The following is a 13,733-nucleotide window of genomic DNA, read 5'->3' on the forward strand; positions in this document are numbered from 1 at the left end:
CGGGACTTATTCAGCGGCCTCGGCTTCGGCGGTCTTCGCCTTCTTGCCCCTGGCGACTGGAGCGGCCTCTTGGGCTCCTGCATCAACCGGCAGCAGGGGCACGCCCAGCTCGGTGCGCACCTTGTTCTCGATCTCGACGCGCAGCTCGGGGTTCTCCTTGAGGAACTCTCGGGCGTTGTCGCGACCTTGGCCAATCTTCTCGCCGTTGTAGGCGTACCAGGCGCCGGACTTCTCGACCACGCGGTGCAGCACGCCCAGATCGAGGATCTCGCCCTCGCGGCTGATGCCTTCGCCGAACAGAATGTCGAATTCGGCCGTCTTGAACGGGGGCGAAACCTTGTTCTTGACCACCTTTACCTTGGTCTCGTTGCCGATCGCGTCCTCGCCCTTCTTGATGGTGCCGGTGCGGCGGATGTCCAGACGGACCGATGCGTAGAACTTGAGTGCGTTGCCGCCGGTGGTGGTTTCGGGCGAACCGAACATCACGCCGATCTTCATGCGGATCTGGTTGATGAAGATGACCGTGCAGTTGGTCTTCTTGATGGTGGCGGTGAGCTTGCGCAGGGCCTGGCTCATCAGACGGGCCTGCAGGCCGGGCAGGCTGTCGCCCATCTCGCCTTCGATTTCGGCCTTGGGCGTGAGCGCGGCGACCGAGTCGATGATCACCAGATCAACCGCACCGGAGCGCACCAGCGAATCGACGATCTCCAGCGCCTGCTCACCGGTGTCGGGCTGGCTGATCAGCAGATCGGGCACGTGCACACCCAGCTTCTGGGCGTACTGGATGTCCAGCGCGTGTTCGGCGTCGACGAAAGCGCAGGTGCCGCCGAGCTTCTGCATCTCGGCAATCACCTGCAGGGTCAGCGTGGTCTTGCCGGAAGATTCCGGACCGTAGATTTCGATGACGCGGCCGCGCGGCAGGCCGCCGACGCCCAGGGCAATGTCCAGGCCCAGCGAACCGGTGGAAACCACCTGGATGTCCTCAATGGCCTCGCCTTCGCCCAGGCGCATGATGGTGCCCTTGCCGAACTGCTTTTCGATCTGGGCCAGCGCGGCCTGCAAGGCCTTGGCTTTTTCGGTGTTGGTGGCGTTGTCCATGTGTGGTGCTCCAGTGTGTGAGTGGGTACTTGCATCAGTCTGTGGATTTATGTACAGGCTGGATGTCTGAACAGGAGTGTATCGCCACATAAACTCTCCGCAAGCCAATAAATGGTCAGTTTGCCTTACCATTTGCCATGCCCGTCTCATCCGCTTCCACAACCACCGACGACCGCTGGCGGGCCACCCACCTGGGTCGCGTCCTAGGTCATGCGCTGCGCCGTTTTGACGAACGTGTGCTGTTCCTGATGGCGCACGACGCCAACGTACCTCTGGCCTTGTCCAACCTAGCCGCACGCGAGCAGATCGGTGCCGCCCACATCCACATCACGCGCCACCTCGCCCTCAAGGGCTCGCGCCTGACCGAGCTGGCCGCGGCCGCGGGCATGAGCAAGCAGGCCATGGGCGACCTGGTGACGCAATGCGAGGCCTGGGGCCTGGTGCGGCGCGAGCCCGATCCGCTGGACGCGCGCGCGCGGCGCATCGTCTTCACCGAGACCGGCCTGCTCTGGCTGGAGGCCTTCCGGCTGGCCGTGGCGCGGGCCGAAACCGAGTTCCGCGCGCAGGTCGGCACCGAGGTGGCGACCGTGGTCGCGCTGGGGCTGGAGGCGTATGCTTCGCGCTAGGCGCGCCACCTACAATGACCCCAGAACCCGTAAGGAGACACCCATGCGCATCCTGATTGCAGAAGACGACCAGGTCCTGGCCGACGGTCTGTTGCGCAGTCTGCGGGCTGCGGGTGCCGCGGTCGACCACGTGGCCAACGGCAGCGAGGCCGACGCGGCCCTGATGACCAACAACGAGTTCGACCTGCTGATCCTCGATCTCGGCCTGCCCAAGCTGCACGGCCTGGAGGTGCTCAAGCGCCTGCGCTCGCGGGGTTCGGCACTGCCCGTTCTGATCCTGACGGCCGCCGACAGCGTCGATGAGCGGGTCAAGGGCCTGGACTACGGCGCCGACGACTACATGGCCAAGCCGTTCTCTTTGCAGGAGCTCGAAGCCCGCGTGCGCGCGCTCACACGCCGTGGCATGGGCGGCGCCAGCTCCACCATCAAGCACGGCCCGCTGGTCTACGACCAGGCCGGCCGTGTGGCCACCATCGACGGCAAGATGGTCGAACTCTCGGCGCGCGAACTCGGCCTGCTGGAGGTGCTGCTGCAGCGCGCCGGCCGCCTCGTCAGCAAGGACCAGCTGGTGGAACGGCTGTGCGAGTGGGGCGAAGAGGTGAGCAACAACGCCATCGAGGTCTACATCCACCGTCTGCGCAAGAAGATCGAGAAAGGCCCCATCCGCATCGCCACCGTGCGGGGTCTGGGCTACTGCCTCGAAAAGATCTGAGCGCCTGAGCGCCCTTCTGCCCCGACATGACCGACCACAAGCAGGGCAGCCACCGAACCTCCTTCGGCCTGTTCCAGCGCGAGCAGCGCAGCCTGTTCGGAGAGATCCTGGATTGGATGCTCACGCCGCTGCTGCTGCTGTGGCCGCTGTCGCTGGCACTCACCTGGTTCGTGGCCCAGGGCATTGCGTCCAAGCCCTTTGACCGCGCGCTCGAGTTCAACCTGCAGGCGCTCACCCAGTTTGTCGTCACCAAGGACAACAAGGTCAGCTTCAATCTGACCCCGCAGGCGCGCGACCTGCTCAAGGCCGACGACAGCGACCTGGTGTACTACCAGCTCCGGGATGCCCGGCAGGGCGTGATCAGTGGTGAGGCCGATTTCCCGCCGCCCCCGGACACCGACGTGCCGGCGGCCGGCCGGGTATTGCTGCGCGACGACGAGGTCCGCGGCGACGAGGTCCGCGTGGCCTACACCTGGCTGGAGCGGCACCACGACCCCAGCCAGCTGGTGCTGATGCAGGTGGCCGAAACCAAGGGCAAGCGCTCGACGCTGGCCACTGAAATCATCAAGGGCGTGATGGTGCCCCAGTTCGTGATCCTGCCGCTGGCGGTGCTGCTGGTGTGGCTGGCGCTGGTGCGCGGCATCCGCCCGCTCTCCGATCTGGAGCAGAAGATCCGCGCCCGCAAGCCCGACGACCTCAGCCCGATCGAAGAGTCCTTCATCCCGCAGGAGGTGGCACCGCTGGTGTCGTCCATCAACGACCTGCTGGCCCGGCTGACCACCTCGCTCACCACACAGAAGCGCTTCCTGGCTGACGCCGCGCACCAGCTCAAGACCCCACTGGCCGGCCTGCGCATGCAGGCCGAGCTGGCTCAGCGCGAATCCAACCCGCAGGAGATCCGCAGCTCGCTGCAGCAGATCGCGCACTCCAGCACCCGTGCCACCCACACCGTCAACCAGCTGCTGGCCCTGGCCCGCGCGGAAACCACCGGTCGCACGCTGCCCACGGCGCAGATCGATCTGGCACAGCTGGTCACCGGCGTGGTGCGCGACTCCGTGCCCCGGGCGCTGGAACACGGCATCGACCTGGGCTACGAGGGCCCGGACGAGATGCCCGAGATCTGCCTGATGGACGGCAACCCCACACTGCTGCAGGAGATGACGCGCAACCTGGTCGACAACGCGATCAACTACAGCGGGCGCGGCGGCGTGGTGACCGCACGCGTGCTGTTCGACCGCTTCAGCGGTGTGCAGATCCTGCAGGTGGAAGACAACGGGCCGGGCATCCCGGAGAACGAGCGCGAGCTGGTGCTGCAACCCTTCTACCGGGCGCTGGGCACCAACGTCGATGGCTCAGGCCTGGGGCTGGCGATCGTGCACGAGATTGCTCAGCAACACGGTGCCGCCGTGATGATGGAAGACGCCCACCCGGACGCTCCGCGGCGCGGGCTCCGGGTGTCGGTCCGGTTCGCCGCGCGCCGCCGGGCCGATGAGTGAGCTCAGGCGGTAGCGGGCTGGTAGACGTTCAACTGCAGGCGCTCGCGCTCGATGACGCGGGCCACCGCCGGCAGCGCGGCGAACCGCTGGACCAGGGCCCAGGTCGCGGGCAGCGTCGTCGGGTCGATGCCGGCGTAGCCACCCCAGCGCAGCAGGGTCAGCGCGTAGGCGTCCAGCGCACACGGCGCCTCGCCGCACAGCCAGGGCGAGGCCTTGGCGGCCATGGCCTCGATCTCGCCGAGCAGGCCCTTGTAGCTGTCCGCCGCAAAGGCACGAATGATCTTCTGCGCGCCTTCGTCGTCGGTGAACTTCTGCGGCATGAACACGTGGGTGAAGGTCGGGTGCACCGTGTTGTTCATCCAGGCCAGCGTGGACAGCGCGCGGGTGCGTGCCAGGCCCGAGGCGGGCAGGATGCCGGCCTGCGGGAATTTCGCGTCCAGGTGCAGCAGGATGGCCACGATCTGCGTGATGACCTCGCCATCGTCCACCAGCACCGGCACCTGGCCGCGCGGGTTCATCGCGAGGTACTCGGGACTGCGCTGCTCGCCCTTGTGCAGCTTGACCATCGTCGGCTCGAACGGCACGCCGGCCAGCTCCAGCATGGCGTGCGGCACGAACGAGCAGGCGCCCGGGGCGAAGAAAAGTTGGAGGCTCATGGACCGTGTCTCCTGGTGTTGTGGTGGATGGGATCAGTCGACCAGGTGCTGTCCGACGATGCCGGCGATCTCGAACATGGTCACCTGGTCCTTGCCGAACACCGGGCGCAGCTTGGCGTCGGCGTTCACCTTGCGCTTGTCCTTGGCGTCCTGCAGGCCGTTGGCCTTGATGTAGTCCCACAGCTTCTTGACCACCTCGGGCCGCGAGACCGCGCCTTCGCCGATCACCGCGGCCAGCGCAGCACTGGGCTGCTTGCCGGTGGCAGCGGTGGTCTTGCGCGGTGCCTTGGGCGCGGCGGCCTTTTTCGCAGCAGGCGCCTTCTTGGCTGCGGCGGCCTTCTTGGCCGGCGCAGCCTTGGCCGCGGCCCCGGCGGTCTTGCGCGGCGGGAACTTGCTCTCGCGCGGCTCGAACTCGAAGTTCACCTTGCCCGCCTCGTTGTCCCAGGCCAGGAAGGCCTTGAAGCTGCGGCGCGTGCGCATGGAGACGAACTTGTCCAGCAGGTCGGTCTTGCCCGTTTCCAGCAGCTTGCTCATCTGCTCGCGCGCCACCGGCTGCTGCAGGATGATCTTGCCGCTCTTGAACGTGCAGCTGGGCGTGGGCTGGGCGGCCGTGGGCACGGCCTTGCTGCAGACGTAGTTGGCCCCGTGCTCGTACACCGGCGCGCCGCAGACCGGGCAGGCGCCCAGGCTCTCCTGGTCCGCGAAATCCACCAGCTCGCCGGTTTCTTCGGCGTTCTTGTCGTCGCCGAAGTCGAACTCCAGCTTCCAGTTCTTGTCGTCGTCGTTGTACTTGAGGGTCATCTCGGCCACGAAGGGCCAGCCGGCCTTGGAGCGGAAGCCTTCGAGCGGGCCGATGTGCCGGTCGCGCAGGAAGGCTTCGGCTTCGACCACTTCAAACGTGCGGCCCGCCGGCGACTTGGTGAACGAGAAGCCGCAGCCCTCGCTGTTGCCATCGGCGCCGGTGCAGGCGTAGCGGCGGTAGTTTTCCTTCACCACGCCACCGCAGTTGGGGCAGGGCGCTTCGAGCGTGGCGTAGTTGCCCGGCACGGTGTCGCGGTCGTACTCCTTGGCCTTCTTCACCAGGCGCTCGGTCATGGCGGCGATCTCGGCCATGAAGGCGGCGCGCGAGAGCTTGCCATGCTCCATCTGGGCCAGCTTGTATTCCCACTCGCCGGTCAGCTCGGGGCGCGAGAGTTCTTCCACCTCGAGGCCGCGCAGCAGGGTCATGAGCTGGAAGGCTTTGGCGGTCGGGATCATCTCCCGGCCTTCGCGCAGCATGTACTTCTCGTTCAGCAAGCCTTCAATGATGGCCGCACGCGTGGCCGGGGTGCCCAGGCCTTTTTCCTGCATGGCTTCACGCAGCTCGTCGTCCTCGATGAACTTGCCCGCGCCTTCCATCGCGCCCAGCAGCGTGGCTTCCGAATAGCGCGCCGGCGGCTTGGTCTTCAGGCCCTTGGCCTCGACGGTTTCGGTGCGCACGGTCTCGCCCTCGCGCACCGGCACCAGGTTCTGGCCCTTGTCGCCTTCTTTCGCACCCTCGACGTCCTCGGCCGCTTCCTTGCCGTACACCGCCATCCAGCCCGGCTTGACCAGCACCTTGCCTTCGGTCTTGAAGTGGTGGTTCAGGACCTTGGAAATGCGCGTCGTCACCATGAACTCGGCGCTGGGGAAGAACACCGCGAGGAAGCGGCGCACCACCAGGTCGTACAGTTTCTGCTCGGCTTCGGACAGGCCGCTGGGCGCCTGCAGCGTAGGGATGATGGCAAAGTGGTCCGAGACCTTGCTGTTGTCAAAGATGCGCTTGCTGGGCTTGATGTAGTGGCCGTTGAGCGCCGTCAGCGCGTGCGGCGCCAGGTGCTTCATGCCGCTGTCGGCCAGCATCTCGAAGGTCTGCTTGACCGTGCCCAGGTAGTCCTCGGGCAGGTGGCGCGAGTCGGTCCGGGGGTAGGTCAGGGCCTTGTGGCGCTCGTACAGGCTCTGCGCCAGCTGCAGCGTGGTCTTGGCCGAGAAGCCGAAGCGGCCGTTGGCCTCGCGCTGCAGGCTGGTCAGGTCGTACAGCAGGCCGCTGGCCTGCGTGGTGGGCTTGCTCTCTTCGGTGACGCTGGCGGCCTTGCCGCGCACGGCCTCGACGATGGCCAGGGCCTCGCGGTGGTCCCACAGGCGGTCGGCGCGCTGGTCGGCGTCGGCATCATCACCCGTGGGCTTCTTGAACGCCGGGTCGAACCACTTGCCGGGGTATTCGCCGGCCTCGGCCAGGAAGGACGCGTGGATTTCCCAGTAGTCGCGGCTGCGGTGGGCGCGGATCTGCTCCTCGCGCTCGACCACGATGGACAGCGTTGGTGTCTGCACCCGGCCCACTGTGGTCAGGAAGAAGCCGCCGTCGCGCGAATTGAAGGCCGTCATGGCCCGCGTGCCGTTGATGCCCACCAGCCAGTCGGCCTCCGAACGGCTGCGCGCCGCGTCGGCCAGACCGCGCATCTGCTCGTCGCTGCGCAGCTTTTCAAACCCGTCGCGAATGGCCTGCGGCGTCATGGACTGCAGCCACAGCCGCTGGACCGGCTTGCCCAGGCCCTGGTACTGGCCGCTTTTCTGCCCGCCGGCGTACTGCTCGATCAGGCGGAAGATCAGCTCGCCCTCGCGCCCCGCGTCGCAGGCGTTGATCAGGCGGGCCACGTCCTTGCGCTTGGCCAGCCGGACCACGGCCGACAGGCGCGACTTGGTCTTGTCGATGGGCTTGAGCTCGAAAAACGGCGGCAGCACCGGCAGGTGGGCAAAGCTCCACTTGCCGCGCTTGACGTCGAACTGCTCGGGCGCGGCGATCTCCACCAGGTGGCCGACGGCGGAGGTCACGACGTACTGCTCGTTCTCGAAATGGTCGTCGTGCTTGTCGAACTTGCCCGCGACCGGGGTGAGGGCGCGCACGATGTCCTGGGCCACGGACGGCTTCTCTGCAATGACCAGTGTTTTGTTCATCTCTACAATTTGGGCTTCACGCGCGTGTACACGCGCACGGGAGCGCGCACGCATACACGCGCGCACCTGCATGAAACAACCTTACCAAAATTCCCGATCGTGAAGAAAACCGCCCCCGCACGCCGCATCCAGACCCGCCGCTCGGGCGTTCACGGCAAGGGGGTCTACGCCCTGGTCGATCTGGCCGAAGGCGAAACCGTCATCGAGTACGTGGGCGAGATCATCAGCTGGGACGAGGCGCTGCGCCGCCACCCGCACGACCCCCAGGACCCCAACCACACCTTCTATTTCCACATCGACGAGGACCACGTCATCGACGCCAAGTACGGCGGCAACTCCTCGCGCTGGATCAACCACAGCTGCGACCCCAACTGCGAGGCCGAGACCGACGAGGGCCGGGTATTCATCCGCGCACTGCGCAACATCAAGGCCGGCGAAGAGCTGTTCTACGACTACGGCCTGGTGATCGACGAACCCTACACGCCGGCCCTCAAGAAGCAGTACCCCTGCTGGTGCGGCTCGAAAAGCTGCCGCGGCACGCTGCTGGCCCCCAAACGCGGTGGCCGCGCCACGAAACTCGGATGACCGACCTGCTCGCCCACGTCGAATCCGTCTGGCAGTCGGTCGTCACCGACCTGCCGACCTTCACCGTCGAGGTACTGCCCCGCATCGACTCGACCAGCAGCGAACTGATGCGCCGCGCCCGCGACGGGCTGCTGGAGCCGGTGCTGCTGGCGGCCGAGGAACAGACGGCCGGCCGCGGCCGCATGGGCAAGGGCTGGCACAGCCGGGCGGGGCAATCGCTGACCTTCTCGCTGGCGCTGCCGCTGGCCCCGGCCGACTGGTCGGGCCTGTCGCTCGCGGTCGGCGTGAGCCTGGCAGAGAGCCTGCACCCGGACGTGCAGCTGAAGTGGCCCAACGACCTCTGGCTGCAGCAGCGCAAGCTGGGCGGCATCCTGGTCGAGACGGCGGGCACCGGTGATGGTGCCTCGGCGCCGCGCACCGTGGTGGTCGGGGTCGGCATCAACATCGCACGCCCCGAGGCTGCGGTCGTGCAGTCGCTGGCCACGCCTGGTGCGGTGGCGGCCATGCCGCCGGCCGGACTGGCCGAGGTGCGCATGGGCGTGACCGCCGGTGAGACCCTGGCCCTGGTCGCACCCGCGTTGGTGCGCGACGTGCTGCGCTTCGGTGCGGACGGCTTCGCTCCTTTTGCGAACCGTTTCGCACAGCGCGATGCCCTGCTGGGCCGCGCCGTGCGGCTGACCGACGGCACAGAGGGCACCGCCGAGGGCGTCGACGCGCAGGGCGCCCTGCGCGTGCGAACGGCACAGGGGCTGCGCACCGTGCACAGCGCGGAAGTGAGCGTGCGCCCATGCTGAGACTCGTCGCCATCGCCCTGCTGCTGGCCAACGCGGTGTATTTCGCCTGGACCCAGGGTTTCCTGGCAGGGCTGGGCCTGGCGCCCGTCCAGCAGAGCGAACCCGAACGGCTGAACGCGCAGATCGAACCGGGCACGCTGCGCCTCCTCAATGGCCCCCGCGCCGAAGCCGAGGAACTGGCCCAGGCCACCGAGGCAGCCCCCAGCGGCTCGCCGGAAGTCGCACCCGCCACGTCCTGCTGGCAGGCCGGCGGCTTCACGGCGCCACAGGCCGACGCGCTGCGCGCCGCGCTGGGCAGCACCGGCCTGAACGACGCGCTCTGGCAGTTCAGCGAGGCCAAGTCCTCCGGCCGCTGGATCGTCTACATGGGCCGCTACAACGACGAGCAGATGGAGAAGAAGAAGGGCGAGCTGCGCGAACTCAAGATCGAGTTCCGCGAAGTCAACCTGCCCACGACCGGGCCGGGCCTGGCGCTGGGCACCTTCTCCAGCGAGGAGTCGGTGCAGCAGGCACTCAAGGACGTCGCCAGGAAGGGCGTGCGCACCGCACGCGCCGCCCTGGAACGCCCCGAGAGCGTCTCGTGGGCCCTGCGCCTGCCCGCGATCACCGACGAGCAGCGCACGTCGATCGAAAGCCTGGGCGAGCCCCTGGCCGGGAAAAAACTCCAGCCTTGCGAATAAAAAAAGCCGCTGTTTCCACAGCGGCTTTTTAAGTCCAGGGCACCCGTGGAACCGGCTTCGCCGGGCCACAGGGTGCGTCCCCCCTACGGGGGGAAGCCGCGAAGCGGCGCAGGGGGGAGCTTACTTCGCCACGACGCGGACCATTTCTAGGCACTTGTTCGAGTAGCCCCACTCGTTGTCATACCAGCTCACGACCTTCACGAAGGTCTTGTCCAGCGCGATGCCGGCGTCGGCGTCGAACACCGAGGTGCAGGTCTCGCCGCGGAAGTCGGTGGCCACCACCTTGTCTTCCGTGTAGCCCAGCACGCCCTTGAGCGCGCCCTGGCTCTGCGCCTTCATCTCGGCCTTGATCTCTTCGTAGCTGGCTTCGCTGTTGAGCTCCACGGTCAGGTCCACCACCGACACGTCGGAGGTCGGCACGCGGAAGCTCATGCCGGTCAGCTTCTTGTTCAGCTCGGGGATCACCACGCCCACGGCCTTGGCAGCGCCGGTGGAGGACGGGATGATGTTTTCCAGGATGCCACGGCCACCGCGCCAGTCCTTGTTGGACGGGCCGTCCACGGTCTTCTGGGTGGCGGTCGCTGCGTGCACCGTCGTCATCAGGCCGCGCTTGATGCCCCACTTGTCGTGCAGCACCTTGGCCACGGGGGCCAGGCAGTTGGTGGTGCAGGAGGCGTTGGAGATGATGGCCTGGCCGGCGTAGGTCTTGTCGTTCACGCCGAAGACGAACATCGGGGTGTCGTCCTTGGAGGGGGCGGAGAAGATGACCTTCTTGGCGCCCGCGGCCAGGTGCTTCTCGCCACCGGCCTTGTCCAGGAAGATGCCGGTGGACTCGATCACCACGTCGGCGCCCACTTCGTTCCACTTCAGCGCGGCGGGGTCCTTCTCGGCGGTCAGGCGGATCTTCTTGCCATTGACGACCAGGGTGTTGCCCTCGACGGACACGGTGCCCTTGAAGCGGCCGTGCACGCTATCGTACTGGAGCATGTAGGCCAGGTAGTCGGGCTCCAGCAGATCGTTGATGGCCACGATCTCGATGTCCGGGAAGTTCTGAATCGCGCTGCGCAGCACGTTGCGACCGATGCGGCCGAAACCGTTGATACCGACTTTGATAGCCATGTCCTCAGCTCCTGTGATGGATGAAAAAAAAAGGGGAAACCTTATTTGGCGAGCACGGCGCGCACCGTGTCGGCCACGTTCTCGGGGGTGAAGCCGAAGTGCTTGAAAAGCACCGGCGCCGGGGCCGATTCGCCGTAGGTGTCGATGCCGACCACGGCCGACACGCCGTACTTCCACCAGCCGTCGGTCGAACCCATCTCGACGGCGACACGCGGCAGACCCTTGGGCAGCACGGCGGCCTTGTACTCTGCGCTCTGGCGGTCGAACACGCTGGTGCTGGGCACGGACACGACGCGCACGGCGATCTTGTGTTCCTTGGCCAGCTGTTCCTGCGCCTTGAGCGCCAGCTGCACTTCGGAGCCGGTGGCGATGATCACGGCCTGGGCCTTCTTCTTGAGGCCCACGTCGGCCGGCTCGGACAGCACGTAGCCGCCCTTGCTGATGTCGGCCAGATCGGCCTTGGGCGCGTAGGGCAGGTTCTGGCGCGACAGGCACAGGGCGCTGGGGCGGTTGGCGGTCTGCAGGGCCACGGCCCAGGCCACGGCGGTTTCGGCCGTGTCGGCGGGGCGCCAGACGTCCAGGCCCGGGATCAGGCGCAGGCTGGCGACGTGTTCGATCGACTGGTGCGTCGGGCCGTCTTCGCCCAGACCGATGGAGTCGTGGGTGAACACATGGATCACGCGCTGCTTCATCAGCGCGGCCATGCGGATCGCGTTGCGGCTGTAGTCGCTGAAGGTCAGGAAGGTGCCGCCGTAGGGGATGAAACCGCCGTGCAGGGCGACGCCGTTCATGATGGCGGCCATGCCGAATTCGCGCACACCGTAGTTGATGTGGCGGCCGCCCACGCCAGCGTCGTTCTTCACGACATTGCCGGCCAGGTCAAAGCGCAGGTTGGGCGTGGACTTGGTGTTGGTCAGGTTGGAGCCGGTCAGGTCGGCCGAGCCGCCCAGCAGCTCGGGCAGGGCCGCCGTGAAGTGCTCCAGCGCGATCTGGCTGGCCTTGCGGCTGGCCACGGTCTCGGCCTTGGTGTGGGCTTCGACGGCGGCGTTGACGGCCACCTGGTTGAACGACTTCGGCAGTTCGCCCTTCATGCGGCGGGTGAATTCCTTGGCCAGCTCGGGGAAGGCGGCTTTGTAGGCGGCGAACTGCTCGTTCCAGGCGGCCTCGGCGGCCTTGCCGGCGTCCTTGGCGTCCCAGGCGGCGTAGACGTCCTTGGGGATCTTGAACGGCTCGTGGCTCCAGCCCAGGGCTTCGCGGGTGAGCTTGATTTCTTCGGCGCCCAGCGGCTCGCCGTGGGCCTTGGCGGTGTTGGCGCGGTTCGGGCTGCCCTTGCCGATGCTGGTCTTGCAGCAGATCAGGGTCGGCTTGTCGGCGCTGTTCTTGGCGGCGGCGATGGCGGCGCTCACGGCGTCGGCGTCGTGGCCGTCGACGGCACGGATCACGTTCCAGCCGCAGGCTTCAAAACGCTGGGGGGTGTCGTCGATGAACCAGGGCGCGACCTGGCCGTCGATGGAGATGCCGTTGTCGTCGTACAGGGCGACCAGCTTGTTGAGCTTCCAGGCGCCGGCCAGGGCCACGGCCTCGTGGCTGATGCCTTCCATCAGGCAGCCGTCGCCCAGGAACACGTAGGTGTGGTGGTCGACTATTGAGTGGCCTTCGCGGTTGAACTCGGACGCCAGCAGCTTCTCGGCCAGCGCCATGCCCACCGCGTTGGTGATGCCCTGGCCCAGCGGGCCGGTGGTCGTCTCGACGCCGGGCGTGTGCCCGACTTCGGGGTGGCCGGCGGTCTTGCTGCCGAGCTGGCGGAAGTTCTTGAGTTCGCCGATCGGCAGCTTGTAGCCCGTCAGGTGCAGCAGCGCATAGATCAGCATGGAGCCGTGGCCGTTGGACAGCACGAAGCGGTCGCGGTTGGCCCAGGCGGGGTTGGTCGGGTTGTGGCGCAGGTGGCGGCCCCACAGCGCGACGGCCATGTCGGCCATGCCCATGGGGGCGCCGGGGTGGCCGGAGTTGGCGGCCTGCACCGCGTCCATGGCGAGCGCGCGGATGGCGTTGGCCTGGGTCTGGGCGCTCACGGTAGAGACGGGGGCGGGGGCGGTGCTGGGGGTAGCGTCGGACATGGTGCGGGGGAGGGGAGGAGAGAAGGGGTCGGCGCGGGCCGAAACCGGGGATTTTATCGGCCCCCGTCGGCGGACCATAATGCGCGCGGCGGTTCACCGAACGCGCACCCACCATGGCCTCCACCCTCCACACGCCCATTCCCGCCATGATCCTGGCCGCCGGCCGGGGCATGCGCATGCGGCCGCTCACCGACACCACCCCCAAGCCCCTGCTGCCGCTGCGCGGCCAGCCCCTGATGCAGTGGGCCATGGAAGCGCTGTCGCGGGGCGGCTTTGACCGGCTGGTGATCAACACCGCCTGGCTGGGCGAGCAGATCGCGGCGCATTTCGCCGACTGGCCGCAGCAGCACCGGGACGCCGAGCTGCGGTTCTCGCACGAAGGGCAGGACTTCGGCTACGCCCTGGAGACGGCGGGCGGCATCTCGCGCGCCCTGCCCCTGCTGGGCGAGGTGTTCTGGGTGCTGGCGGGCGACGTGTACGCGCCCGACTTCGTCTTCAGCCAGGACAGCGTGGACCGCTTCGTCGCCAGCGACCGGCTGGCCCATCTCTGGCTGGTGCCCAACCCGCCGCACAACCCCCGGGGCGATTTCGGACTCTCGGCCGACGGCCGCGCGCTGAACACCGCCGACGGCGAGCGTTTCACCTACAGCACCATCGGCCTGTACCGCCGCGAGCTGTTCGAGTCGCCCTGGAGCGACACCGTCCCGGGCAACCCGCAGGGCACAGCCGAGCCGCTGGCGCCGCTGCTGCGCAAGGCGATGGACGCCGGCCGCGTGGGCGCCGAGCTGTACCACGGGCCCTGGACCGACGTGGGCACGCCCGAGCGACTGGACGAACTAAACCGCTGACCCTGCGCCGCACGCGCGCAATCAAAAGC

The 13,733-nt window shown here is 67.5% G+C and carries 12 protein-coding genes; 7 read left to right on the forward strand and 5 right to left on the reverse strand.

Going from position 1 to position 13,733, the window contains the following annotated elements; translation table 11 throughout:
• Nucleotides 1–6: 6 nt before the first annotated feature.
• Nucleotides 7–1,098, reverse strand: a complete 1,092-nt coding sequence (gene recA, locus HFL01S_RS12150; protein WP_066258745.1) for a recombinase RecA — start codon at nt 1,096–1,098, stop codon at nt 7–9.
• A gap of 137 nt (nt 1,099–1,235) precedes the next feature.
• Here recA and HFL01S_RS12155 point away from each other — a divergent pair, with 137 nt between their 5' ends.
• The 3 genes from HFL01S_RS12155 to HFL01S_RS12165 are packed head-to-tail and all read left to right on the forward strand — an operon-like array spanning nt 1,236 to nt 3,932.
• Nucleotides 1,236–1,724: a MarR family winged helix-turn-helix transcriptional regulator gene (locus HFL01S_RS12155; protein WP_066258746.1), complete on the forward strand. Its 489-nt coding sequence runs from the start codon at nt 1,236–1,238 to the stop codon at nt 1,722–1,724.
• Nucleotides 1,725–1,767: 43 nt separating this feature from the next.
• A complete protein-coding gene (locus HFL01S_RS12160; protein ID WP_066159418.1) occupies nt 1,768–2,436 on the forward strand; it encodes a response regulator in 669 nt (222 codons plus the stop codon).
• A gap of 26 nt (nt 2,437–2,462) precedes the next feature.
• The gene (locus tag HFL01S_RS12165; protein ID WP_066258749.1) at nt 2,463–3,932 is read left to right on the forward strand and encodes a sensor histidine kinase; all 1,470 of its coding nucleotides are present in this window, start codon (nt 2,463–2,465) and stop codon (nt 3,930–3,932) included.
• Nucleotides 3,933–3,934: 2 nt separating this feature from the next.
• Here HFL01S_RS12165 and HFL01S_RS12170 read toward each other — a convergent pair whose 3' ends face one another.
• Together HFL01S_RS12170 and HFL01S_RS12175 are read right to left on the reverse strand one after the other, a co-directional pair.
• Nucleotides 3,935–4,588 carry a glutathione S-transferase family protein gene (locus HFL01S_RS12170; RefSeq protein ID WP_066258751.1) on the reverse strand — a complete coding sequence of 218 codons (654 nt, stop codon included), beginning with the start codon at nt 4,586–4,588 and terminating at the stop codon, nt 3,935–3,937.
• A 33-nt stretch (nt 4,589–4,621) separates the two neighbouring features.
• Nucleotides 4,622–7,561 carry a DNA topoisomerase III gene (locus HFL01S_RS12175; RefSeq protein WP_066258754.1) on the reverse strand — a complete coding sequence of 980 codons (2,940 nt, stop codon included), beginning with the start codon at nt 7,559–7,561 and terminating at the stop codon, nt 4,622–4,624.
• A gap of 99 nt (nt 7,562–7,660) precedes the next feature.
• Between HFL01S_RS12175 and HFL01S_RS12180 the strand changes: the two genes are divergently transcribed.
• From HFL01S_RS12180 to HFL01S_RS12190, 3 genes are read left to right on the forward strand one after another with little or no spacing between them, the layout of a single operon-like run.
• On the forward strand, nt 7,661–8,146 hold the full coding sequence (locus tag HFL01S_RS12180) for an SET domain-containing protein (RefSeq protein WP_245644793.1): 486 nt from the start codon (nt 7,661–7,663) through the stop codon (nt 8,144–8,146).
• Entirely contained in the window at nt 8,143–8,940 is a 798-nt protein-coding gene (locus HFL01S_RS12185) for a biotin--[acetyl-CoA-carboxylase] ligase (protein WP_066258755.1), read from the forward strand. The genes HFL01S_RS12180 and HFL01S_RS12185 overlap by 4 nt, the downstream gene beginning before the upstream one ends.
• The gene (locus HFL01S_RS12190; protein ID WP_066258756.1) at nt 8,934–9,620 is read left to right on the forward strand and encodes a hypothetical protein; all 687 of its coding nucleotides are present in this window, start codon (nt 8,934–8,936) and stop codon (nt 9,618–9,620) included. The genes HFL01S_RS12185 and HFL01S_RS12190 overlap by 7 nt, the downstream gene beginning before the upstream one ends.
• A 120-nt stretch (nt 9,621–9,740) precedes the next feature.
• Here the strand turns inward: HFL01S_RS12190 and gap are convergent, their stop codons facing one another.
• Nucleotides 9,741–10,739: a type I glyceraldehyde-3-phosphate dehydrogenase gene (gene gap, locus HFL01S_RS12195; protein ID WP_066258759.1), complete on the reverse strand. Its 999-nt coding sequence runs from the start codon at nt 10,737–10,739 to the stop codon at nt 9,741–9,743.
• A 41-nt stretch (nt 10,740–10,780) separates the two neighbouring features.
• Nucleotides 10,781–12,856, reverse strand: coding sequence for a transketolase (gene tkt / locus HFL01S_RS12200; RefSeq protein ID WP_066258761.1), 2,076 nt, complete (start codon nt 12,854–12,856; stop codon nt 10,781–10,783).
• Nucleotides 12,857–12,969: 113 nt separating this feature from the next.
• Here tkt and HFL01S_RS12205 point away from each other — a divergent pair, with 113 nt between their 5' ends.
• Nucleotides 12,970–13,704: a nucleotidyltransferase family protein gene (locus HFL01S_RS12205; RefSeq protein WP_281179913.1), complete on the forward strand. Its 735-nt coding sequence runs from the start codon at nt 12,970–12,972 to the stop codon at nt 13,702–13,704.
• The last annotated feature ends 29 nt before the right edge of the window (nt 13,705–13,733 follow it).

This window comes from Hydrogenophaga flava NBRC 102514 (genome assembly GCF_001571145.1).
Lineage (GTDB): Bacteria > Pseudomonadota > Gammaproteobacteria > Burkholderiales > Burkholderiaceae_C > Hydrogenophaga > Hydrogenophaga flava.

Excerpts from the sequence above, each read along its gene's own strand:
- HFL01S_RS12175 (WP_066258754.1), bottom strand. The coding sequence starts at position 7,561 with ATGAACAAAACACTGGTCATTGCAGAGAAGCCGTCCGTGGCCCAGGAC.
- HFL01S_RS12185 (WP_066258755.1), top strand. The coding sequence starts at position 8,143 with ATGACCGACCTGCTCGCCCACGTCGAATCCGTCTGGCAGTCGGTCGTC.
- HFL01S_RS12205 (WP_281179913.1), top strand. The coding sequence starts at position 12,970 with ATGGCCTCCACCCTCCACACGCCCATTCCCGCCATGATCCTGGCCGCC.
- HFL01S_RS12170 (WP_066258751.1), bottom strand. The coding sequence starts at position 4,588 with ATGAGCCTCCAACTTTTCTTCGCCCCGGGCGCCTGCTCGTTCGTGCCG.
- HFL01S_RS12160 (WP_066159418.1), top strand. The coding sequence starts at position 1,768 with ATGCGCATCCTGATTGCAGAAGACGACCAGGTCCTGGCCGACGGTCTG.
- HFL01S_RS12190 (WP_066258756.1), top strand. The coding sequence starts at position 8,934 with ATGCTGAGACTCGTCGCCATCGCCCTGCTGCTGGCCAACGCGGTGTAT.
- tkt (WP_066258761.1), bottom strand. The coding sequence starts at position 12,856 with ATGTCCGACGCTACCCCCAGCACCGCCCCCGCCCCCGTCTCTACCGTG.
- recA (WP_066258745.1), bottom strand. The coding sequence starts at position 1,098 with ATGGACAACGCCACCAACACCGAAAAAGCCAAGGCCTTGCAGGCCGCG.
- gap (WP_066258759.1), bottom strand. The coding sequence starts at position 10,739 with ATGGCTATCAAAGTCGGTATCAACGGTTTCGGCCGCATCGGTCGCAAC.
- HFL01S_RS12155 (WP_066258746.1), top strand. The coding sequence starts at position 1,236 with ATGCCCGTCTCATCCGCTTCCACAACCACCGACGACCGCTGGCGGGCC.
- HFL01S_RS12165 (WP_066258749.1), top strand. The coding sequence starts at position 2,463 with ATGACCGACCACAAGCAGGGCAGCCACCGAACCTCCTTCGGCCTGTTC.